Below are 20,315 nucleotides of genomic sequence, written 5' to 3' on the forward strand. Positions count from 1 at the left end.
ACGGCGCCCCCTGTCCTGCGGCGGTTCCGACTTAGAGAAGGATTTACCCGACCAAGGCCAACTTCGCCGCCGTCGGGGCAAAGGGCCGAATGCTGATCCCGTCCCCAGTCATGGTGACAAAACTCGACGGCGGGATCGCCTGCCAGTCGCCGCCCTCGCGATCGAAAGGTTCGGAGACGATGCAGCGGCCGCCGCCTTTGCGCAAGGAGGAGGTGTAGAGCGTCGGCGCATGGGCGTCGGTGGCATAGCGCACCGCGTGCAGCGCCTGCCCGTCCGAGAAGGCGGCGGTGAGTTTCAGTGCCGGTTCGAGGCCGGCGCGGCGCGAGGCTTCGAGCACGCGGGCAGTGGCGCGCGAGACCGCGCCTTGCGGGTCGCCGGCCAGGCCCTCGTCGATCATCAGGAGAAAGAACAATTCGGAATCGGTGGTGCCTTCGCGCTGGTCGAAGACGGCGTCCGACAGCGAATTCTCCAGCGCGCGGCGGATTTTCTCGAAGCCGCCGATCTGGCCATTGTGCATGAACGACCAGGAACCGGAGATGAAGGGATGGCAGTTCATGCGGCTGGTGGCGCCGCCGGTCGAGGCCCGCACATGGGCGAGGAATAGGCCGGATCTGATCTGCCGGCACAGGCTCTTCAGATTGGGATCGGACCAGGCCGGCAGGATGTCGCGGTAGAGGCCGGGCTCCGGCCGGTCGCCATACCAGGCGAGGCCGAAACCGTCGCCATTGGTCGGCGACTTGGCTTCCTGGGCGCAATGGCTCTGGGCGATCAGCGAGTGGCAGGGCGCCGTGAGAATGTCTTCAAGAAAGACCGCTTCACCGAGATAGGCCGCCCACCGGCACATCGCTTCTGTCGTCCTCTAGGCGCGATCCATGAGAGCCGCCGGCTCCTTGGTCGCGTGTGTGCCTCTGTTGTGCGTCCGGTCGTAAAGCTCGCGGACGATTCGGCTGGCGGTAGTCTCGAAGAGAAATGGCAAGAAAGCGTGAACGAGGGCGGCGCCGGCCGCCAGCAGCAGGCGCGAGGAGAACCAGGCGGCAAAGGCCATATGGCCGAAATAGGTTTCGCCGACCTTGGCGGGATGGGAAGTGAAGATCCTTGCAACCGACATTGAGGTCCCCTTCAGCGCTTGCGTTCAGATATGAGTATCCTGACACGCTTCGCCGGTTCATCGGTCTCAAAATGTCCTTGTATTTTGCCACTTTGTGGGACACACATCCCAACATGGCGCTGGATATCGATGAAATAGACCGAAAACTGCTTGCCGAATTGCAACGCGACGGCACGCTGTCGGTCGACCAGCTGTCGGAACGGGTGGCGTTGTCGCGCAATGCCTGCTGGCGGCGCGTCAAGCGGCTGGAGGAGGATGGCGTCATCACCGGCCGCGTGGCGCTGGTCGATGCCGACAAGCTCGGGCTTGGCCTTTCGGTGTTCATCCTGGTCCGTACGTCCAACCATGATCCCGACTGGTTGCAAAAGTTTCGGGCGGCGGTGACCAGCCTTCCCGAGATCACCGGCGTCTATCGCATGTCCGGCGACCTCGACTATGTCCTGCGTGCCCGCGTTGCCGACGTGAAGGCTTACGACCGGCTCTACCAGCGGCTGATCGCCAAGGTGGCGCTGTCCGATGTGTCCGCCTCCTTCGTCATGGAGGAGATCAAGGAGACGACGGTAGTTCCAATGGAAGTGCGCTAAAGCGTGCTCAGGCCATAGTGATGCCTGAAAGAAAGCCGTTGATAGCGGCGCGGGCGAATTGACCGAATCGGTAATCGCGCCGATAGGATCGATTTTATGCGCGCAGCCCTCCAAAACTCCTCCGTCATCGGTCCGACCGTCGGCTTCGTCAGATTGCCGCATGCTGAAGGACTTCCCCTCCCCGCCTACGAAAGCGCCGGCGCGGCCGGCATGGATCTTCGCGCGGCGGTACCCGACGACCGGCCACTGCTGATCCTGCCTGGGAAACGCGCCTTGGTGCCGACCGGGCTGATCCTGGAAATCCCCGAAGGCATGGAAGGCCAGGTGCGGCCGCGCTCCGGCCTCGCTTTCAAGCATGGCCTCACCGTCCTCAATTCACCCGGCACGGTCGACAGCGACTATCGCGGCGAGGTGAAGGTGCTTTTGATCAATCTCGGCGACGAGGATTTTGCCGTGACGCGCGGCATGCGCGTCGCCCAGATCGTTTTCGCCGCGGTGACGCAGGTGGCCGTCGAAGAGCGTTCGCTGGCCGGCGGCACGGCGCGTGGTTCGGGCGGGTTCGGATCGACCGGCACCGCCTGATGCAAATACCAAAGCTGGTCATCTTCGACTGCGACGGCATTCTCGTCGACACGGAGAATCTCGCCAATCGACGCCTCGCCGAATGGTTGACGGCCGCCGGCTATCCGACAAGCTTCGAATATTGCCGCAGGAATTTCTCCGGCCGCAGCATGGCCTCGGTGCAGAAGGAGATCGAAGAGCGGACCGAGGTTCGTCTCGGCGCCGATTTCGTCGATCGCTGGAACGCCGGCCTGCCGGACCTGTTCTCCCATGGCGTCGAAGCGATCCCCTACGTGCGGGAGTTCATCGAGGCGGTCCGCGCGGCCGGCATCCCCTATTGCGTCGCCACCTCGGCCCGGATTTCGAAGATGCACATCACGCTCGGCCAGACCGGGCTGTTGCCGCTGTTCGAACATGCGATGTTTTCCTCGACCATGGTCGGGCGCGGCAAGCCGTTCCCCGACCTGTTCCTGCATGCGGCCAAGACCTTGGGCTTCGCGCCGGCCGACTGCATCGTCATCGAGGACAGCGTCGCCGGCACGCAGGCCGGCATCGCCGCCGGCATGCGGGTGTTTTCCTATCATGGCGATCCCTATTCCGACCGTGACGGCCTGATCGAGGCCGGCGGCATCCTGTTCGACGACATGCGCGAACTGGCCGGGCTGGTGCCGATCCACTGATCCGGGTCCAGCACGGCTGCGCGATGCTGGAACCCGTGCTAGCGTGAGTGGCCTGATCTTGGGGGGCGCTCATGCCAACGAACTTTTTCCGCTTGATCCTCGCCGTGATGATGCTGCCGTTCCTGTGGACCGTGGCCGGCGCTCAAACCGTCAGCTTCCCGGATCTCGGCAGCCCGCTGCCCGGCCGCAGCGATGTTACCTATCTCGACCTGGCCAGAATGGTCATTCCGAGCCTCGCCGCGGACGGAGACGGTTTCTACAAGGGCGGATTGCCGATCGAGATGCGCCACATCGAGGGACCGGATAGTGGCGGTTCGCCGCCCGAGACATCCAGCTTCCCCAACGCCGCCGTGCTTCCCGTCAAGTCCGGCGGCAACGACCGGATGGCCATGCTGTTCGACCTCGGCGATTCTCCCGACAGCGCAGAGGGCTATGCGGTGCTGGCGCTCTACGACGTCACGGCCAAGCCGAAACTGCTCGATGCGGCCAATGTCGCGGTCGACCGCAGCACTTATTTCCGCGAGCCGAACAAGCTTTCGATCGGCGCCGGCGACGACATGCTCATCACCATGAGCACGCATTTCAATTCGAGCCAGGGCTATGTGATCACCCCGCTGATCATGGTCCGCGACGACAAATTCGAGCTGATCGACATGATCTACACGTTCGACGAAAGGCTCTGCGCCTACAGCCGCAAGCAGGATGTGACCTTCCAGACCATCGCCGACGGCCAGCCCTATGCCGCCGTCAAGGCGACGGTCACCGACAGCACCGTGCCAAGCGATGAAAGCTGCGATGACGCGCCGCCCGAAGCGTCGTCGCACGACATTTCCGTCACCTATCATTGGGACAAGAAGACATCGCGCTACGTCAAGGATTCCGACGCATTCGAGAAATTGGCAGCTGAGAACGAGAAACGCTTCTGAACCAAGCGCATTTATTTGCCCGGCCGAAGACGGCGAGATAGCATCCGCCCCGACACTTCTGATGGGGAGCATTCATGGACAAGGGCAAGATCTTTCGCGACCTGCATGCCTCGACCTTCGTCATGCCCAATCCCTGGGATCCGGGCACGACCAAGCTGCTCGGATCCTTCGGCTTCAAGGCGCTGGCGACGACCAGCGCCGGCTTTGCCTTTTCGCGCGGCCTGCCGGACGGCGCGGTGACCTTCGAGCAGATGATCCATCACTGCCGCGAGGTGACGGCGGCGACCGACCTGCCGGTCTCGGCCGATCTCGAGAAAGGCAAGGGCGACAGTGCCGAGCGGGCCGCCGAAACCATCTTCGCGGCGGAAGCGGCCGGCCTTGCCGGCTGCTCGATCGAGGACCACACCGGCGATCCCGACAGGCCGATCTATGATTTCTCCCACGCGGTCGAGCGCGTCGCGGCGGCGGCGGAGGCGGCTCGGGCCTTGAAACGCGATTTCGTCTTCACCGCGCGGGCCGAGAATTTTCTGTGGGGCAAGCCCGATCTCGACGACACCATCAAGCGGCTGCAGGCCTTCGAGAAGGCCGGCGCCGATGTGCTCTATGCGCCTGGGATCGGCGATGTCGAGATGGTGAAAACGTTGTGTTCGGCGGTCAGCAAGCCGGTCAACGTCATGGCGAAACCGGGCTTCACCATCGCCGATCTCTCAAAGGCTGGCGTGAAGCGCATTTCGCTCGGGCCCTGGCTGACCAATTTCGCCTATGGCATGCTGGAGACGGCGACGCGCGAAATCCAGCAGGACGGCACGTTCGGCTTCACCCGCGCCGCCATGCCGTTCGGCAAATTGCAGGCGCTGTTCGGCAAATCCGCCGATTAAACGGCGGCCGTCATATGGCGACCGCGGTCAGCGGCGGCTTCCCGCGCCGAGACCGCCTTGTGCAGATGCACCATCATGGCGGCGGCGAAGAGCGGCGTCAGCAAATTGAGCAGCGGCACGGCAAGGAAGGCCGCTATGACCAGCCCGGCGAGAAACACCGTGCCGGCATACTGCCGGCGCAAGGCCCTGGCTTCGTCCTCAGGGCGAAAGCGCATCGCGGCGAATTCGAAGAATTCGCGGCCGAGCAGATAGCCGTTGACGATGAAGAAGGCGGCGATGTTGATACCGGGCACCAGCAGGAGCATGAGCGCCACGATGTTGCCCAGGATGACGACGCCGAGGAATTCTATCGCCAGCACCAGCGAGCGCAATGCCGGCATGGCGCGCCCGACGGGGTCGCAGGGATAGTCGGTGCGCTCGACCACTTCGGCGACATCGTCGAGGAACAGGCCGGCGATCACCGCCGTGACCGGGGCGACGAGCAAGGCCATGCCGAAGGCAAGGGCGATGGCCGCGATGATGCCGCCAAGCCAGCCGGCCCAGGACGGCATGCCCGGCAGCAATGTCTGGAGCCATGGCAAAGCCAGCCACTCGACAAGACTGGTCAGGCCAAACCAGAAGGCGACCAGCGCCAGCACGGTCAGGCCGAGCGTCTTGATGAACACGGCACGAAACGGCGGCGAGAGCAGCTCGAGGACCGCGATGCGGGCAGCGTCGAAAATCACCGTGCTTCAACCCCCGGGTCAGCGGACACCGCCGACAGGCGGGACGCTCCCGAGATAGGCAGCGCTGGCCGCGAGCACAAGCATATCGCTATCGGGCAAAGGCCGACTTTCCAACCGGGATGGTCATGGCCGCGACGCCGGACACGACAAAAGCCATGCCCAGCCATGCCGTCGGCCCCAGACTTTCGCCGAGGAAGACGGCGCCGATGCCGACGCCGATCGGCACGCGCAGATAGGCCTGTGACGTGGTGCCGACCGAACCCAGCGTGTGGATGAGGCGGAAATAGATGACGAAGGCAAGCGCGGTCGAAAACACCGACAGGCCGAGCAGAGCCAGGATCGACGCCGTCGATGGCGAGAGCGTCCAGGGCTGGTCGACCACCAGGCTGAGCGGCACCAGCATGGCCGAGCCGCACAGCATCGAGCCTGCCGCCGGCAGCATCGGATCGAGACCCTTGAAGCCGCGGCCGAAGATGGCGGCACCGGCATAGCAGATCGTTGCCGCGACGATGGCGACCTGCGCCCACAGCTCGTGGCCGATGCCACCCAACGCCTCGGTGCCGACGATGAGGCATATTCCGGCTATGCCGGCGCCGACACCGATCAACTTGCGCACCGTGACCGGCTCATGGCGGGTGATCAGAGCGGTGAGCAGGAAGGTGAAGATCGGCGAGGTGGCGTTGAGAATGGTGGCGAGGCCGGCATCGACCGAGCGCTCGGCCGCGGCGATCAGCGTGAACGGTATGACGCTGTTGAGGCAGGCCTGGAAGGCGAAGCGGCGCCAGGTGGCTGTGTCGCGTGGCATGGCAAGTCCGCGCCAGCGGATGATGGCCAACAGGATGCCACCGGCGATCAAGGTGCGCGCGGCGATGAAGGTGACGGGCGGGATGGTCTCGACGCCGATCTTGATGAAGGTGTAGGAGGCGCCCCACAGCACAGCCAGCACGCCGAGCAAGGCCAGGTCGATTGTCGTATCGCTCTTTGCAGACATGGGGAATGGCTTGCCTTTGATGGCTGATCGGCAGAGCCAGCTTGTAAGCGACGGCCAGACGAAATGCTTCGTCCACGGTCGAATTGTCGTAGCGCCTGGCGTGTCGCGCTCCAGGGTTCGTTGCAATTCAGGTCTGGCCGGCATCACCTGAATAGCGACACACCCTAGGCAAAGCCGCCGCGAATCGCTAAACCCGCGCCCGGCCAGCGTGGCAAGAAGCCGGCTCGGGTTTTTGGCGGAGACATTGATGCCGGATTATGACGTGCTTTGCATCGGCAATGCCATTGTCGACATCATCGCCCAGTGCGAGGAGGCTTTCCTCGAAACCAACGGCATCATCAAGGGCGCGATGAACCTCATCGACACCCACCGCGCCGAGCTGCTCTACAGCCGGATGGGTCCGGCGATCGAAGCCTCCGGCGGCAGCGCCGGCAACACGGCGGCCGGTGTTGCCTCCTTCGGCGGACGCGCCGCCTTCTTTGGCAAGGTCTCCAACGATGCGCTGGGCGGAATCTACGCGCACGACATCCGCGCGCAGGGCGTCGCCTTCGACACCAAGCCGCTCCAGGGCGAGCCGCCGACGGCACGCTCGATGATCTTCGTCACACCCGACGGCGAACGCTCGATGAACACCTATCTCGGCGCCTGCGTCGAGCTTGGGCCTGAGGATGTCGAGGCCGACAAGGCCTCTGCGGCCAAGGTCACCTATTTCGAAGGCTATCTGTGGGACCCGCCGCGCGCCAAGGAGGCGATCCGGCAGACGGCCCGGCTGGCGCACGCCGCAGGCCGCGAAGTCTCCATGACGCTGTCGGATTCGTTCTGCGTTGACCGCTACCGCGACGAATTCCTCGAGCTGATGCGGTCGGGCACGGTCGACATCGTCTTTGCCAACAGCCACGAGATCAAGTCGCTCTACCAGACATCGTCCTTCGACGAGGCGCTGGCCAAGATCCGCAAGGACTGCGGAATAGCCGCCGTCACGCGGTCGGAAAAAGGCTCGGTCATCGTGCGCGGCGACGAGACCGTGGTGATCCAGGCGACGGCGATCCGGGAACTGGTCGACACGACGGGCGCCGGCGACCTCTACGCCGCCGGTTTCCTGCATGGCTATACGCAAGGCCGCGACCTCAAGACCTGTGGCGACCTTGGCTCACTGGCGGCCGGTCTTGTGATCCAGCAGATCGGCCCAAGGCCGAGGCAGAACCTGCGCCGCGAGGCGGAACTGGCTGGGTTGCTGTAGCATCCGCTTCTCACCGTCGCGCAGTTGTCACACATCGCTCCTAGACGAAATCGAGAGCGTCCCGTGACTGACATTTCGGGGCGCCCGCGGTCAGATGGGATGTTGAAAAGATGCAAGACAGCAAGCTGTCGGGCGGCGTGACCCGTCGCCGCCATGATTTCCATTTTCCGCAGTAGTAATTTCAGCAATCGGCCGCGGCTGAGGGAGGAGCGCGCGGCCGGAAGACATGTGCATGAGCAGATTTCAGACAACCGGTCTTGGACAGGACGACTTCGCGGAGATGGTCGCGGAGGACGTCGAACGCGCGCTTGCCCATTATGACGAGGCCATAAACCAGTCCACCGTGGTCTCGGTCGGCAAGATCGCCGGCAGCATAGCATCCGCCGTCACCTTGCTGTCGCCGAAGCACCAGCGCGCCATCGACGCCATCCATGCCGACCTTCCCGGCCTTGCCTCGAAATTCGTGCGCGCTCTGGCGGCGGAAGCCGCGCGCCGCAGCGAGGCCGGCTCCACCGATATGCCGACGGCTTTGCCGGCCGATGAAACGCTTGCCGCGCCGCCACGGTCCGACGATCTGGAATCGATGCTGATCGAGGACTGGGCCGGCCGTGTCGCCGGCTCGACCTATCTGGAAGAGAATCTGCGCATCGCCCGCTCGACCCTGCACCGCTGGCAAAGGCGCGGCGATGTCATCGCCTTGCGCAAGGGCGGCCGCAAGCACGTTTTCCCGCTGGCGCAATTCGTCGACGGCAGGCCCGTCGCGGGCATAAGCGACGTGCAGTCGCTGATCGGCAATCCGAGGCTCGCCTGGCTGTGGCTGACGCGCCCGGCGGCACAACTCGACGGCCGCATTCCGATCGACCTGCTGCGGCAGGACCAGATCGAGGACGTCGTCGAAGCGGCACGGGCGTTCGCGCCGGGCTGAAGCCGGCGCGGTCATCCCTTGGATTTTGGAGTCGGCACAGTTCTTGGCGATAACTAGGCCGTCTTGCGAAGGCGAGGCCTGGACGACGGCTGTTGCGGCGCCATTTCGCTGGCGGTGACCAGCCGATTTCGGCCGCTCTTCTTGCCGATGTACATCAGCCGGTCGGCGAGCGCGATCAGCGCTTCGGAGTCGCGAGCTTCCGCCGGATACATGGCCACGCCGACGGTGCAGCCGACCTGGATGGCGCCATTGGGCGTGGGAACCTTGATCCGCAACCTTTCCAGGATGCGTTCGGCGACGCGCACGGCCTTCTGCCGTGCCAGCTCGGTGTCGGCCGAGAACAGGAAGGCGAACTCGTCGCCGCCGAGCCGGGCGACGAAATCGGCGCTGCGCAGGATCGAGCGAAGCTGGCTCGACACGCGCTGCAGCAGCGCATCGCCGGCCTCGTGGCCAAGCGTGTCATTGACTTCCTTGAACCGGTCGAGATCGATGAACAGCAACCCGGCCGCCTCGCCGGTGGCGCCGCAGCGGGTGACGACCGATCTGATCTCGTTGTGGAAGGCACGCCGGTTGGGCAGGTCGGTCAAGGCATCGTGGTTGGCCGAATGGTCGCTCTGCTGCTTCGCCACCTCGATCTCGCGCTTTTGCGCCGAGAGTTCCTCGTTGGCGATCTTCAGATCCAGGACCAACTGGGCGTTCAGGTCCTCGACGACCTTGCGGTCGCTGATGTCGACGACGAAGCCCTCCAGAAATTCGAGATCGCCGGCTTTGTCCCAGACACCGCCGCCGATCTCGCGGACCCAGAGCGGTTCGCCGGCCCTCGGCACAATGCGATAGTCGACGTTCCAATTGCGGCGCGCCTCGAGCGCGGCGTCGACGGCGGCATAGACCGACGGGAGGTCATCCGGGTGGATGGCCGAGACGTAGTCGCGCACCGCATTGTGGATGAAATCGCTCGGCCGATAACCGCTGACGGTGAAGATGCCGTCGCTGATATAGAGCATGGTGTAGGACGCGTCGTTGCGGCAGCGATAGAGATAACCGTCCATACGGCCGGTAATGCTGAGCAAGGCGTCCAGCCGCTCGTCGTGGTAGACCACTGGGCCGACCGTGGATACGGAAACTCCGTCATGCTTCATGGCCGCACCCCCATTTAGCGGTCTGAGCGCGCCGTGGATGCCGTTACGGCATGTCGGCAAGAGCTTCCCTATATCAGCTGAATCTTATCAATCTGTTATGGGGAGCCGGCGGCGTTTCGAGCCGCCGGGTTCGAAGAGCCAGATCGTTAGCTTCCGCCTTCCACGCGGACCGCCCCTCAAGTCCCCGCCGTATAGGCCGCGATCGCGGCCATGTTGACGATGTCCGAATCCTTGGCATTCAGCGAGACGATCTGCACCGGTTTGTTCAGGCCGACCAGCAGCGGGCCGATCACTGTCGAGCCGCCGAGTTCCTGCAACATCTTGGTGGAGATCGAGGCCGAGTGGAAGGCCGGCATGATCAGCACATTGGCCGGGCCGGTGAGGCGGATGAACGGGTATTGCGCCATCGCCCGGGCATTCAGCGCGACATCGGCGGCCATTTCGCCGTCATATTCGAAATCGACGCGGCGTTTGTCGAGGATGCGCACGGCCTCCTGGACACGCTCGGACCGCTCTCCTTGCGGGTGGCCGAAGGTGGAATAGGCGAGCATGGCGAGCCTCGGCTCATAGCCCATGCGGCGGGCGAAGCCTGCCGCCTCCTCGGCGATGTCGGCGATCTGCTCGGCATTGGGCATGTCGTGCACGGCGGTGTCGGCAACGAGGACGGTTTTACCTCGCGCCAGCACGATCGAGACGCCGATGACGCGGTGGCCGGGCTTGGCGTCGATGACGCGGCGGATGTCGTCGAGCGCGGTGGAATAGTTACGGGTGACGCCGGTGACGATGCCGTCGGCGTCGCCCAGCGCCACCATGCAGGCGGCGAAATGGTTGCGGTCGTTGTTGATCAGCCGCTGGCAATCGCGGAACAGGAAACCTTTGCGCTGCATGCGCTCGTAGAGATAGTCGGTGTAGATGCCGTTGCGGCGCGACAGCCTTGCATTGATGATCTCGATGCCTTGCTTGTTGAGGTCGATGCCGGCGTGCTTGGCGTTTTCCTTGATGATATCGTCGCGGCCAAGCAGGATGGCGGTGCCGAGGCGCTGGTTCACATAGGAGACGGCGGCGCGCATCACCTGCTCCTCCTCGCCCTCGGCGAAGACGATGCGCTTGGGCTGGCGGCGCACGCGGTCGTAGATGCGCTGCAGGGTAGAGGCGATCGGGTCGCGGCGAGCCGACAGTTCCTGCGCATAGCGGTCGAGATCGAGGATCGGCTTGCGGGCGACGCCCGACTCCATCGCCGCCTTGGCCACCGCTAGCGGAATGGCCGAGATCAGCCGCGGGTCGAACGGCACCGGAATGATGTAGTTGGGGCCGAATCTCGGCCGGTTGCCCTGATAGGCGGCGGCGACGTCGTCGGGCACGTCCTGGCGCGCCAGCTCGGCGAGCGCGCGGGCCGCGGCGATCTTCATGTCGTCATTGATGGTGGTGGCCCGCACATCCAGCGCGCCGCGGAAGATGTAGGGGAAGCCGAGCACGTTGTTGACCTGGTTCGGATAGTCCGAACGGCCCGTCGCCATGATGGCGTCGGTGCGGATCTCGGCCACTTCCTCCGGGGTGATTTCCGGGTCGGGGTTGGCCATGGCGAAGATGATCGGGTTCTTGCCCATCGACTGCACCATGGCGGTGGTCAGCGCCCCCTTGGCCGAGAGGCCGAGGAAGACGTCGGCGCCGTCGAGCGCCTCGGCAAGGCTGCGTGCCTCGGTCTTGACCGCATGCGCCGATTTCCACTGGTTCATGCCTTCGGTGCGGCCCTGGAAGACCACGCCCTTGGTGTCGCACAGGATGATGTTTTCGGGCGCGAAGCCCATCGCTTTCATCAGCTCGATGCAGGCGATGCCGGCGGCACCCGCACCGTTGCAGACCATCTTCGTGGTCTTCATGTCGCGGCCGGTGATCTCCAGCGCGTTGATCAGCCCGGCGGACGAGATGATGGCGGTGCCGTGCTGGTCGTCGTGGAAGACCGGGATGTCCATCAGTTCGCGCAGGCGCTGCTCGATGATGAAGCATTCCGGCGCCTTGATGTCTTCCAGGTTGATGCCGCCGAAGGAGGGTCCGAGGAAGCGCACGCAGTTGATGAACTCGTCGGCATCCTCGGTGTCGACCTCGAGATCGATGGAATCGACATCGGCGAAGCGCTTGAACAGCACCGCCTTGCCTTCCATCACCGGCTTGGAGGCCAGCGCGCCGAGATTGCCGAGGCCAAGGATGGCGGTGCCGTTGGAGATGACGGCGACCATGTTGCCGCGCGTCGTGTAGTCGAAGGCGCGGCTGGGGTCCTCGGCGATGGCGCGTACCGGCACGGCGACGCCCGGCGAATAGGCGAGGCTCAGATCGCGCTGCGTCGTCATCGGCTTGGTGGCGACGATCTCCAGCTTGCCGGGCCGACCCATCGCGTGAAATTCGAGCGCTTCCTGCGCGCTGACGGACGGATCGTTGTTCTCGGTTTTCCTGGCCATGATGCTTTTCGATTTCCTCACCGGGTGCAGCACCTCCTTGAAGCGGGTGCTTTGTTTCGGTCCGAATTAAGACCACGCGCCGCCGCGTGTAAACCGCCAGCGCGCGGGAATCGCAGGCCGACGGGCAATTGCTTGCAAACCATCGCCTCGGTCTTCCCCTGCTTTTCGAAGCCCCGGCATTAAACCCGGCCACCACATCTGCTAGCGTGCCGCGCCATGAACATGCACATAGCCAATGAGCCCGACGCCCCCGAGGTGATGACGCCGCCCCAGCCCGGCACGGCCGCCGTCACGCCGATGATGGAGCAGTTCATCGAGATCAAGGCGGCGAACCCGGATTCGCTCTTGTTCTACCGCATGGGCGATTTCTACGAACTGTTCTTCGACGACGCCGAAAAGGCGAGCCGGGCGCTGGGCATCGTCCTGACCAAGCGCGGCAAGCACCAGGGCCACGATATCCCGATGTGCGGCGTGCCGGTGCATGCTGCCGACGACTATCTGCAGAAGCTGATCGGCCAGGGATTCCGCGTCGCCGTCTGCGAGCAGATCGAAGATCCGGCCGAAGCGAAGAAGCGCGGCTCCAAATCGGTGGTGCGCCGCGACGTGGTGCGGCTGGTGACGCCGGGCACCATCACCGAGGACAAATTGCTGGCGCCGTCGGAATCGAGCTTCCTGATGGCGCTGGGGCGGGTGAAGGGCGGCAGCGACCATGCCTTCGCAATTGCCTGGATCGACATCTCGACCGGCGCCTTCCGCGTTGCCGAGACCACCGCCGACCGGCTGCTGGCCGACGTCTTCCGCGTCGATCCGCGCGAGCTGATCGTCGCCGAGCCGGTGTTCCATGATCCCGAGCTGAGGCCGGTGTTCGACGTGCTTGGCCGCATCGCCAACCCGCAGCCGCCATCGCTGTTTGATTCGGCCTCGGCCACCGGGCGCATCGCCCGCTTCTTCGAGGTGGCGACGCCGGACAGCTTTGGTACGTTTTCGCGCGCCGAACTGTCGGCGATCTCCGGCGCCATCGCCTATGTCGAGAAGACGCAGAAAGCCGAGCGCCCGCCTTTGTCGCGGCCCGAGCGCGAGGAGCAGGGCTCGACCCTGTTCATCGATCCGGCGACGCGCGGCAATCTCGAGCTCTTACGCACGCTGTCGGGCAGTCGCGAGGGCTCGCTGTTCAAGGCGATCGACCGCACGGTGACCGGCGGCGGCGCAAGGCTGCTCGCCGACCGGCTGATGGCGCCGCTGACCGACCCGGCGGCGATCGGCGCGCGCCTGGATTCGGTGTCGTTCTTCCGCTCCGAAACGCGGTTGTGCCAGGCGGTGCGGACGAGCCTGAAAAGCGTCGCCGACATGCCGCGCGCGCTGTCGCGGCTGGCGCTCAACCGCGGCGGCCCGCGCGACCTCGGCGCACTGCGCGCCGGTTTCGAGGCGGCCGGCGCCATCGTCGAAATCTTCGCCGCGACCGCCCTGCCCCAGGAACTGGCGGAGGCGATGGCCGCCATCCAGGCGCTGCCGCAGGCGCTTGCCCAGCATCTGACCCAGGCGCTCGGCGAGGAATTGCCGCTGCTCAAACGCGACGGCGGCTTCCTGCGCGGCGGCTATCACCCGGAACTCGACGAGATGCGGGCGCTGCGCGACGAATCGCGAAAAGTGATCGCCGGGCTGGAGCGCTCGCTGATCGAGGAGACCGGCATCCGTTCGCTGAAAATCCGGCACAACAACGTGCTGGGTTACTACATCGAGGTGACCGCCAATCACCACGCGGTCATGACCGGCAGCGATGGCGCCAAAGCGCGCTTCATCCACCGCCAGACCATGGCCAATGCCATGCGCTTCACCACGACGGAGCTTGCCGAACTCGAGACCAAGATCGCCAACGCCGCAGACCGGGCGCTCAGCATCGAGCTGGCAGCGTTCGATGCGCTGACGGCGCAAGCCGTCGGCGAGGCGGAAAAGATCCGTGCCGGCGCCGATGCGCTGGCAGCGATCGATGTCTCGGCGGCACTTGCGTTGCTTTCGGAAAGCGAAGCCTGGTGCCGGCCGGTGGTGGATTCGAGCCTTGCCTTCGAGATATCAGGTGGCCGTCATCCGGTGGTCGAGCAGGCCTTGCGCCGTTCGGGCGAGGGACCGTTCGTCGCCAATGATTGCGACCTGTCGCCGGAAGGGAACGGCAAGAACGGCGCGATCTGGCTGCTGACCGGCCCCAACATGGGCGGTAAATCGACGTTTCTGCGGCAAAACGCGCTGATCGCCATCTTGGCCCAGACCGGCTCCTTCGTGCCGGCGGCATCGGCCCATATTGGCGTCGTCGACCGGCTGTTCTCGCGCGTCGGCGCTTCGGACGATCTGGCGCGCGGCCGCTCGACCTTCATGGTCGAGATGGTCGAGACGGCGGCGATCCTCAACCAGGCCGGCGAACGAGCGCTGGTGATCCTCGACGAGATCGGCCGCGGCACCGCCACCTTCGACGGCCTGTCGATCGCATGGGCGGCAGTGGAATATCTGCATGAGAAGAACCGCTGCCGGGCGATCTTCGCCACCCATTTCCACGAAATGACCTCGCTGGCCGGCAAGCTGGCGCGGCTCCACAACGTCACCATGCGGGTCAAGGAATGGGAAGGCGACGTCGTCTTCCTGCACGAGGTCGGCAAGGGTGCCGCCGACCGCTCCTACGGCGTCCAGGTGGCACGGCTCGCCGGCCTGCCGGAAGCGGTGGTCGACCGGGCCAAGCAGGTGCTGCACCAGCTGGAGGAAGGCGAGGTTTCCGGCAAGACCAACCGGCTGGTCGACGACCTGCCGCTGTTTTCCGTGGCGGTGAAGCGGGAGGCGCCGAAGCCGGTGAAGAGCGACGCGCTCGGCGCCGCCCTCGGCGAGATCAATCCGGACGAGATGACCCCAAGGGAAGCGCTGGAAGCGCTTTACCGGCTGAAGGGACTGGCGGGGAAGTAGTCAGATCATCTCCAGGCCGCGCCTGCGTGTTGGCGGCGGAAAGGCGCGGTCGAGGTCGGCGAGATCCTCGCCCGTAAGCTTGATGTCGAGCGCCGCGAAATTCTGGCGGACGTGCTCCTGGCTGCTGGCCTTCGGAATAGCGATGACGCCCTCCTGATGCATCACCCAGGCCAGGGCGATTTGTGCCGCGGTCGCATTGCGGCGGGCGGCGACGGCATCGAGCCTGGCATTGCGCGCCAGCGCGCCCTGCTCGACCGGCGAATAGGCCATCAGGGGAATGCCGCGCCTGCGGCTCCAGGGCGCCAGATCGAATTCGGGGCCGCGCCGGACCAGATTGTAAAGCACCTGGTTGGTCTGGACGTTGCCGCCATCGGGCAAGCCGGCCAAGTCCTCCATGTCCTCGGTGTCGAAATTGCTGACGCCCCAATGGCGGATCTTGCCGGCCTTCTTCAAGGCCTCGAAGGCCTCGACCGTCTCGGCCAAAGGCACACTGCCCGGCCAATGCAGGAGGTAGAGATCGATGCGGTCGGTGCGCAGGCGCTTGAGGCTGTTCTCGCAGGCGCGCTGCACGCCCGCGCGCGATGCGTTCGACGGCAGAACCTTCGAGACCACGAAGACCTCGGCGCGGCGCCCGGCAATGGCTTGCGCCACCACTTCCTCGGCGCCGCCGCTGGCATACATTTCGGCGGTGTCGATCAGCGTGAGGCCAAGGTCGAGGCCGAGTTTGAGAGCGTTGACCTCATCGGCACGGCGGCGCGAATCCTCACCCATCTTCCACGTGCCCTGGCCGAGCACCTGAACGGCTTCGCCAGAGGGCAGCGTGGTGGTTCTGATGGTCGATGGCATGGCAGGCTCCGTTCGAGGCCGAATCGCATCACAGGACGGGCGAGAAAATCCAGAGGCGTTGTCGCCCAAATCTCACCGTCGCGAAAGGCTCACTTGACCGGATGCGCGGCGAGCCAGTCCTGCATCTGCTTGATCTCGGCTTCCTGCGCGGCGATGACGCCTTCGGCGAGCTTGCGGATTTCCGGGTCCTTGCCGTTGGCAAGCTCGACCTTGGCCATGTCGATGGCGCCCTGATGGTGAGGGATCATGCCGCGGACGAAATCGACATCGGCATTGCCGGTGTATTGCGACGCCATCATGTCGGCATGCATCTTGTCCATCGCCGCCTTGTAGCCTTCGGTCGAAGGGCCGGTCGCGCCCATCGACATCCCAGCCATGTCGTGTTTCATCTCTTCGCTCTGCGCCGGAACGCTTTCGAGGAAGACGGCGATCAGCATTCCGGCCGCCATCAGCAAGAGCACGAGTTTCTTGGCCAAGGTCATTCATGGTCTCCTGTTGCTTTGGTTCGGTATCTGGGGGTTTCGTATTTGGGGGTTTGGATCAGAGTTTCAACGTCCGCAGCCGCAATGCGTTGGCAATGACCGAGACGGAGGACAGGCTCATCGCCGCCGCCGCCAGCATCGGCGACAAGAGCATGCCGGTGATCGGATAGAGCACGCCCGCGGCGACCGGCACGCCAAGCACATTGTAGAGGAAGGCGAAGAACAGGTTCTGGCGGATGTTGCCGATCGTCGCCTGGGCCAAGGTGCGGGCGCGGACGATGCCGTTGAGGTCGCCCTTGACCAAAGTGATGCCGGCGCTTTCGACCGCGACATCGGCGCCGGTGCCCATGGCAATGCCGACATCGGCGCTGGCCAAGGCCGGCGCATCGTTGACGCCGTCGCCGGCCATGGCGACACCGGCGCCCCTGCCGCGCAGTTCCTCGACCAGGGCTGCCTTCTGTTCCGGCAACAGGCCGGCGCGAACCTCGTCGATGCCAAGGCTTTTGGCGATTGCGTTGGCCGTGCGCTCATTGTCGCCGGTCGCCATGATGATCCTGAGGCCGCTGTCATGCAGCGCCTTGATCGCCTCGGCGGTGGTCGCCTTGATGGGATCGGCGACGGCGACGATGCCGGCCAGTCTGCCGCCGACAGCGACGAACATCGCCGTCTTGCCGTCGCCCTGCAGCGCTTCTGCGCTGGCCGCAAGGAAAGAGACATCGACGCCGAGATCGCCCATCATCGCGGCATTGCCGAGCGCCATGGCCTTGCCCGACACCGTGCCGGAAACACCCTTGCCGGTAACCGCCTCGAAATCGCCGGCGTCGGTGACGGCCGCTCCGCGCGCCGCGGCGCCCTCGACGATGGCCTCGGCCAGCGGATGTTCCGAGCCCTTCTCCAGGCTCGCGGCGTGCCCCAGCAAATCGTCTTCGGAAAAGCCGTTTGCCGCGACGACATCCGTCAGTTTCGGCCGCCCCTCGGTCAGCGTGCCGGTCTTGTCGACGATCAGCGTGTCGACGGAGGCGAAGCGTTCGAGCGCGGCGGCTTCCTTGATCAGCACGCCTGCATGCGCCCCGCGCCCGGTGGCGGTCATGATCGACATCGGCGTGGCGAGGCCAAGCGCACAGGGACAGGCGATGATCAGCACCGAGACCGCCGAGACGATGGCGAAGATCAGGCTGGGCTCGGGACCGAAGACGGCCCAGGCGATGAAGGCCACGACGGCGACAAGGACGACGGCCGGGACAAAGTAGAAGGAAACGCGGTCGGCCAATCCCTGGATCGGCGCGCGCGAGCGCTGTGCCTTGGCGACGAGTTCGACGATGCGCGCCAGCGTGGTCTCGGCGCCGATCCGTTCGGCGCGCATGATCAGCGAACCCTGCCTGTTGAGCGTGCCGCCGGTGAGAGCATCGCCCTCGGCCTTTTCGACCGGCAGCGGCTCGCCCGTGATCATCGATTCGTCGATGGAGGAGCGGCCTTCGAGCACCGTGCCGTCGACCGGCACCGCATCACCGGGCCGGATGCGCAGGCGATCGCCGGCCTTGACGCTGTCCAGCGGCACATCGGTCTCGGAACCGTCTTCGGCCATACGCCGCGCGGTCTTCGGCGCCAGATCGAGCAAGGCGCGGATTGCCGAGCCGGTCTTTTCGCGGGCACGCAGTTCCAGTACCTGGCCGAGGAAAACCAGCGCGACAATGACGGCGGCGGCCTCGAAATAGACCGGCACAGCCCCGCCATGGCCGCGGAACTGATGCGGGAAGATGTCGGGAAACAGGGTGGCGACGACGCTGTAGAGGTAGGCCGCGCCGACGCCCAGCGAAATCAGCGTCCACATGTTGGGGCTGCGGTTGAGGACAGACTCCCAGCCACGGTGGAAGAAGGGAAAAGCGGCCCAGAGCACTACCGGGCTTGCCAGGAGCAATTCTATCCAGACCTTTGTGCGATCATCGACCCAGCTTTCGAACGACACACCAATCATCGGCGCCATCGCGACGATCAGAAGCGGGATCGACAGGAGCGCGCTGACCCAGAACCGCCTGGTGAAATCGACCAGTTCGGGATTTGGCCCCTCATCCCCCGATGGCACGCCCATCGGCTCAAGCGCCATGCCGCAGATCGGGCAGGAGCCGGGCTTGTCGCGGACGATTTGGGGATGCATCGGGCAGGTATACTGCGTGCCCTTGGGCGCGGGCGGCGGTGCCGGCCTGTCGCCGAGATAGGTCTGCGGTGCCGCCTCGAATTTCGCCTTGCAGCCGGCGGAACAGAAATAGAAGCCCTGGCCTTCATGGCGCACGAAGTGCCTGGCTGTGGCACGGTCGACGCTCATGCCACAGACGGGGTCGGTGGCCGTGAGGTATTGTTCCGGCTCGGCCTGGAATTTCGAACGGCAGCGCTCGCTGCAGAAATGGTAGAGGCGGCCGCCATGCTCCGATGTCGGCTTGCCGGCGGCTGGATCCACGGTCATGCCGCAGACCGGATCGCGTAGAACGGCTGTCGCATCGGCCTCCTTCGGCGCGCAACAGCTGCCGTGCGGGCCATGTGCGTGGTGATCGCCGCGATGGTCATGGTCTGGATGCGTCATTCCAAAATGCCTCTATCCCTCTGCCTGATTGCGGAGGTAGTGCTTCCAGTAACTGGAAGGTCAAGGGCTGTTCCGATTTTTTCGTTTCCAGCCCGGCATTGGCCGCTCGCCCGTTACCGGCAGCTACATCATGTCGAGGCAAATGGCACGCGACGTCCTCGACGCTACCGCACCGGCCTGCGCGTAGCCGGATGATCTCGTCTTCAATCCGGCGTTCCCGACATCGGGCGCAATCTCCCGGGAAATCAGGCTGGCCTTGAGAGCTTGGCTCTCTGTTGGCTCTCCCCTTGCGGCATGATATTCACGCCAGAAAAGATCAACAAACCATAGCGTCACCCGTGCTAGCAGGCTCCCGCGGTGATTGGCGGTTCGCGCCGGTTCCGTGGAAGCAAGGGTTTCGAAAAAATAGCTCGTGAAAATGAAGCGTCTGGTCATCAACCTCGATCGATCTCCCGAGCGGCTTGCTCACATGTCGAGGGAATTCGCTCGCATCGGCATTGGGTTCGAGCGGGTCGCGGGGATCGATGGCAAGCAACATCCCGACCTGATGCTGCAGCCGCAGCATGCAATACACGCCACCCGGCCGCTCTCCGGCAGTGAAATCGCCTGCCTGCACAGTCATCGAGCCTGCTGGACGATCATTGCACAGGACGGGGCCCCATACGGCGCCGTGTTCGAGGACGACATGGTCTTCTCCAGTAAGGCCGGGGCGTTGCTGGGCGATACGAGTTGGGTGCCGGCGGACGCCGATGTCGTGAAGCTCGAGACGTTCTTCTCCAGAACCGTGATCCAGAGGAGAAGGACCCCTGCCGGGCATGGTTTTTCCATGTTCCGTCTCCGCAAGGGCCATCCGGGGGCGGGCGGTTATCTGCTCTCGCGGCGAACGGCACGCGATTTTCTGCAGGCAACGGCGCAGGCCAACATTGCTGTCGATGATCTCATCTTCAACCCCATCATGTCGGCCGGCAAGACCATCTACCAACTTGTTCCGGCGCTCTGCGCACAGGATCAATTCGTCGACGGAAGGCTGGCGAGCCTGCTTGACCAGGAACGCGATGCCGCGCGAACCGCCAGCGGGCTTATGGCAAGGCAGAGGAAGCCGATGGCCGTGAGAATCAGCAGAGAGGCCGGGCGAACCGCACGGTGGATCGCCGATTTCTGCAGATTCCGGCAACGGATCGTCGTTCCCCTCGATCCGGTCGAGGCATCGGACTAAGTCGCTTGCCGGGCCATCAGCGGGCCCCATACCC

19 protein-coding genes are annotated in these 20,315 nt (G+C 64.8%); 9 read left to right on the top strand and 10 right to left on the bottom strand.

Features of this window, described 5'->3' with window-relative positions:
• Positions 1-43: 43 nt before the first annotated feature.
• Both CK226_RS12215 and CK226_RS12220 read right to left on the bottom strand, forming a co-directional pair.
• On the bottom strand, positions 44-844 hold the full coding sequence (locus tag CK226_RS12215) for a class II glutamine amidotransferase (RefSeq protein WP_095771699.1): 801 nt from the start codon (positions 842-844) through the stop codon (positions 44-46).
• Positions 845-859: 15 nt separating this feature from the next.
• Positions 860-1,108, bottom strand: a complete 249-nt coding sequence (locus CK226_RS12220; RefSeq protein ID WP_095771698.1) for a DUF6356 family protein — start codon at positions 1,106-1,108, stop codon at positions 860-862.
• Positions 1,109-1,221: 113 nt separating this feature from the next.
• Here CK226_RS12220 and CK226_RS12225 point away from each other — a divergent pair, with 113 nt between their 5' ends.
• From CK226_RS12225 to CK226_RS12245, 5 genes are all read left to right on the top strand, one after another.
• Entirely contained in the window at positions 1,222-1,692 is a 471-nt protein-coding gene (locus CK226_RS12225) for an Lrp/AsnC family transcriptional regulator (protein WP_095791985.1), read from the top strand.
• A gap of 96 nt (positions 1,693-1,788) precedes the next feature.
• Positions 1,789-2,274, top strand: coding sequence for a dUTP diphosphatase (dut, locus tag CK226_RS12230; RefSeq protein WP_095771697.1), 486 nt, complete (start codon positions 1,789-1,791; stop codon positions 2,272-2,274).
• Positions 2,274-2,933: an HAD family phosphatase gene (locus CK226_RS12235; protein ID WP_179295825.1), complete on the top strand. Its 660-nt coding sequence runs from the start codon at positions 2,274-2,276 to the stop codon at positions 2,931-2,933. Before dut ends, CK226_RS12235 begins: the two co-directional genes overlap by 1 nt.
• 71 nt (positions 2,934-3,004) lie before the next feature.
• On the top strand, positions 3,005-3,859 hold the full coding sequence (locus CK226_RS12240) for a hypothetical protein (protein ID WP_095791986.1): 855 nt from the start codon (positions 3,005-3,007) through the stop codon (positions 3,857-3,859).
• Between the two features lie 74 nt (positions 3,860-3,933).
• Complete coding sequence (locus CK226_RS12245; protein ID WP_095791987.1) at positions 3,934-4,737, top strand: oxaloacetate decarboxylase; 804 nt, start codon at positions 3,934-3,936, stop codon at positions 4,735-4,737.
• Here CK226_RS12245 and CK226_RS12250 read toward each other — a convergent pair.
• Complete coding sequence (locus tag CK226_RS12250) at positions 4,734-5,462, bottom strand: sulfate transporter family protein (protein WP_095791988.1); 729 nt, start codon at positions 5,460-5,462, stop codon at positions 4,734-4,736. The two genes, CK226_RS12245 and CK226_RS12250, sit on opposite strands and share 4 nt — an antisense overlap.
• An 88-nt stretch (positions 5,463-5,550) precedes the next feature.
• Entirely contained in the window at positions 5,551-6,453 is a 903-nt protein-coding gene (locus tag CK226_RS12255) for an EamA family transporter (RefSeq protein WP_095791989.1), read from the bottom strand.
• 247 nt (positions 6,454-6,700) lie between these two features.
• Here CK226_RS12255 and CK226_RS12260 point away from each other — a divergent pair, with 247 nt between their 5' ends.
• On the top strand, positions 6,701-7,693 hold the full coding sequence (locus CK226_RS12260; RefSeq protein WP_095771691.1) for an adenosine kinase: 993 nt from the start codon (positions 6,701-6,703) through the stop codon (positions 7,691-7,693).
• A 232-nt stretch (positions 7,694-7,925) separates the two neighbouring features.
• On the top strand, positions 7,926-8,618 hold the full coding sequence (locus CK226_RS12265; protein ID WP_095792165.1) for an antitoxin Xre/MbcA/ParS toxin-binding domain-containing protein: 693 nt from the start codon (positions 7,926-7,928) through the stop codon (positions 8,616-8,618).
• A 53-nt stretch (positions 8,619-8,671) separates the two neighbouring features.
• Here CK226_RS12265 and CK226_RS12270 read toward each other — a convergent pair whose 3' ends face one another.
• The gene (locus tag CK226_RS12270; RefSeq protein WP_095791990.1) at positions 8,672-9,757 is read right to left on the bottom strand and encodes a sensor domain-containing diguanylate cyclase; all 1,086 of its coding nucleotides are present in this window, start codon (positions 9,755-9,757) and stop codon (positions 8,672-8,674) included.
• 176 nt (positions 9,758-9,933) lie between these two features.
• The gene (locus CK226_RS12275) at positions 9,934-12,213 is read right to left on the bottom strand and encodes an NADP-dependent malic enzyme (protein ID WP_095792166.1); all 2,280 of its coding nucleotides are present in this window, start codon (positions 12,211-12,213) and stop codon (positions 9,934-9,936) included.
• A gap of 216 nt (positions 12,214-12,429) precedes the next feature.
• Here CK226_RS12275 and mutS point away from each other — a divergent pair, with 216 nt between their 5' ends.
• Entirely contained in the window at positions 12,430-15,159 is a 2,730-nt protein-coding gene (mutS, locus tag CK226_RS12280; protein ID WP_095771687.1) for a DNA mismatch repair protein MutS, read from the top strand.
• Here the strand turns inward: mutS and CK226_RS12285 are convergent, their stop codons facing one another.
• The 4 genes from CK226_RS12285 to CK226_RS34360 form a co-directional block, all read right to left on the bottom strand.
• Positions 15,160-16,005: an aldo/keto reductase gene (locus CK226_RS12285; protein ID WP_095791991.1), complete on the bottom strand. Its 846-nt coding sequence runs from the start codon at positions 16,003-16,005 to the stop codon at positions 15,160-15,162.
• Positions 16,006-16,094: 89 nt separating this feature from the next.
• The gene (locus CK226_RS12290; protein WP_095791992.1) at positions 16,095-16,487 is read right to left on the bottom strand and encodes a DUF305 domain-containing protein; all 393 of its coding nucleotides are present in this window, start codon (positions 16,485-16,487) and stop codon (positions 16,095-16,097) included.
• A gap of 58 nt (positions 16,488-16,545) precedes the next feature.
• Positions 16,546-19,065 carry a heavy metal translocating P-type ATPase gene (locus CK226_RS12295; protein ID WP_095791993.1) on the bottom strand — a complete coding sequence of 840 codons (2,520 nt, stop codon included), beginning with the start codon at positions 19,063-19,065 and terminating at the stop codon, positions 16,546-16,548.
• A 123-nt stretch (positions 19,066-19,188) separates the two neighbouring features.
• Positions 19,189-19,500, bottom strand: coding sequence for a hypothetical protein (locus CK226_RS34360; protein ID WP_142887608.1), 312 nt, complete (start codon positions 19,498-19,500; stop codon positions 19,189-19,191).
• Between CK226_RS34360 and CK226_RS12300 the strand changes: the two genes are divergently transcribed.
• On the top strand, positions 19,484-20,281 hold the full coding sequence (locus tag CK226_RS12300; RefSeq protein ID WP_095771683.1) for a glycosyltransferase family 25 protein: 798 nt from the start codon (positions 19,484-19,486) through the stop codon (positions 20,279-20,281). The two genes, CK226_RS34360 and CK226_RS12300, sit on opposite strands and share 17 nt — an antisense overlap.
• The last annotated feature ends 34 nt before the right edge of the window (positions 20,282-20,315 follow it).

It is taken from the genome of Mesorhizobium sp. WSM4311, from assembly GCF_002295115.1.
In the GTDB taxonomy this organism is placed as follows: Bacteria; Pseudomonadota; Alphaproteobacteria; order Rhizobiales; family Rhizobiaceae; genus Mesorhizobium.

Bases quoted from the DNA above. Each gene is read 5' to 3' on its own strand.
- CK226_RS12260 (WP_095771691.1), top strand. From the start codon at position 6,701: ATGCCGGATTATGACGTGCTTTGCATCGGCAATGCCATTGTCGACATC.
- dut (WP_095771697.1), top strand. From the start codon at position 1,789: ATGCGCGCAGCCCTCCAAAACTCCTCCGTCATCGGTCCGACCGTCGGC.
- CK226_RS12235 (WP_179295825.1), top strand. From the start codon at position 2,274: ATGCAAATACCAAAGCTGGTCATCTTCGACTGCGACGGCATTCTCGTC.
- CK226_RS12215 (WP_095771699.1), bottom strand. From the start codon at position 844: ATGTGCCGGTGGGCGGCCTATCTCGGTGAAGCGGTCTTTCTTGAAGAC.
- CK226_RS12220 (WP_095771698.1), bottom strand. From the start codon at position 1,108: ATGTCGGTTGCAAGGATCTTCACTTCCCATCCCGCCAAGGTCGGCGAA.
- CK226_RS12225 (WP_095791985.1), top strand. From the start codon at position 1,222: ATGGCGCTGGATATCGATGAAATAGACCGAAAACTGCTTGCCGAATTG.
- CK226_RS12240 (WP_095791986.1), top strand. From the start codon at position 3,005: ATGCCAACGAACTTTTTCCGCTTGATCCTCGCCGTGATGATGCTGCCG.
- CK226_RS34360 (WP_142887608.1), bottom strand. From the start codon at position 19,500: ATGACCAGACGCTTCATTTTCACGAGCTATTTTTTCGAAACCCTTGCT.
- CK226_RS12300 (WP_095771683.1), top strand. From the start codon at position 19,484: ATGAAGCGTCTGGTCATCAACCTCGATCGATCTCCCGAGCGGCTTGCT.
- CK226_RS12265 (WP_095792165.1), top strand. From the start codon at position 7,926: ATGAGCAGATTTCAGACAACCGGTCTTGGACAGGACGACTTCGCGGAG.
- CK226_RS12290 (WP_095791992.1), bottom strand. From the start codon at position 16,487: ATGACCTTGGCCAAGAAACTCGTGCTCTTGCTGATGGCGGCCGGAATG.
- CK226_RS12295 (WP_095791993.1), bottom strand. From the start codon at position 19,065: ATGACGCATCCAGACCATGACCATCGCGGCGATCACCACGCACATGGC.
- mutS (WP_095771687.1), top strand. From the start codon at position 12,430: ATGAACATGCACATAGCCAATGAGCCCGACGCCCCCGAGGTGATGACG.
- CK226_RS12255 (WP_095791989.1), bottom strand. From the start codon at position 6,453: ATGTCTGCAAAGAGCGATACGACAATCGACCTGGCCTTGCTCGGCGTG.
- CK226_RS12275 (WP_095792166.1), bottom strand. From the start codon at position 12,213: ATGGCCAGGAAAACCGAGAACAACGATCCGTCCGTCAGCGCGCAGGAA.
- CK226_RS12270 (WP_095791990.1), bottom strand. From the start codon at position 9,757: ATGAAGCATGACGGAGTTTCCGTATCCACGGTCGGCCCAGTGGTCTAC.
- CK226_RS12285 (WP_095791991.1), bottom strand. From the start codon at position 16,005: ATGCCATCGACCATCAGAACCACCACGCTGCCCTCTGGCGAAGCCGTT.
- CK226_RS12245 (WP_095791987.1), top strand. From the start codon at position 3,934: ATGGACAAGGGCAAGATCTTTCGCGACCTGCATGCCTCGACCTTCGTC.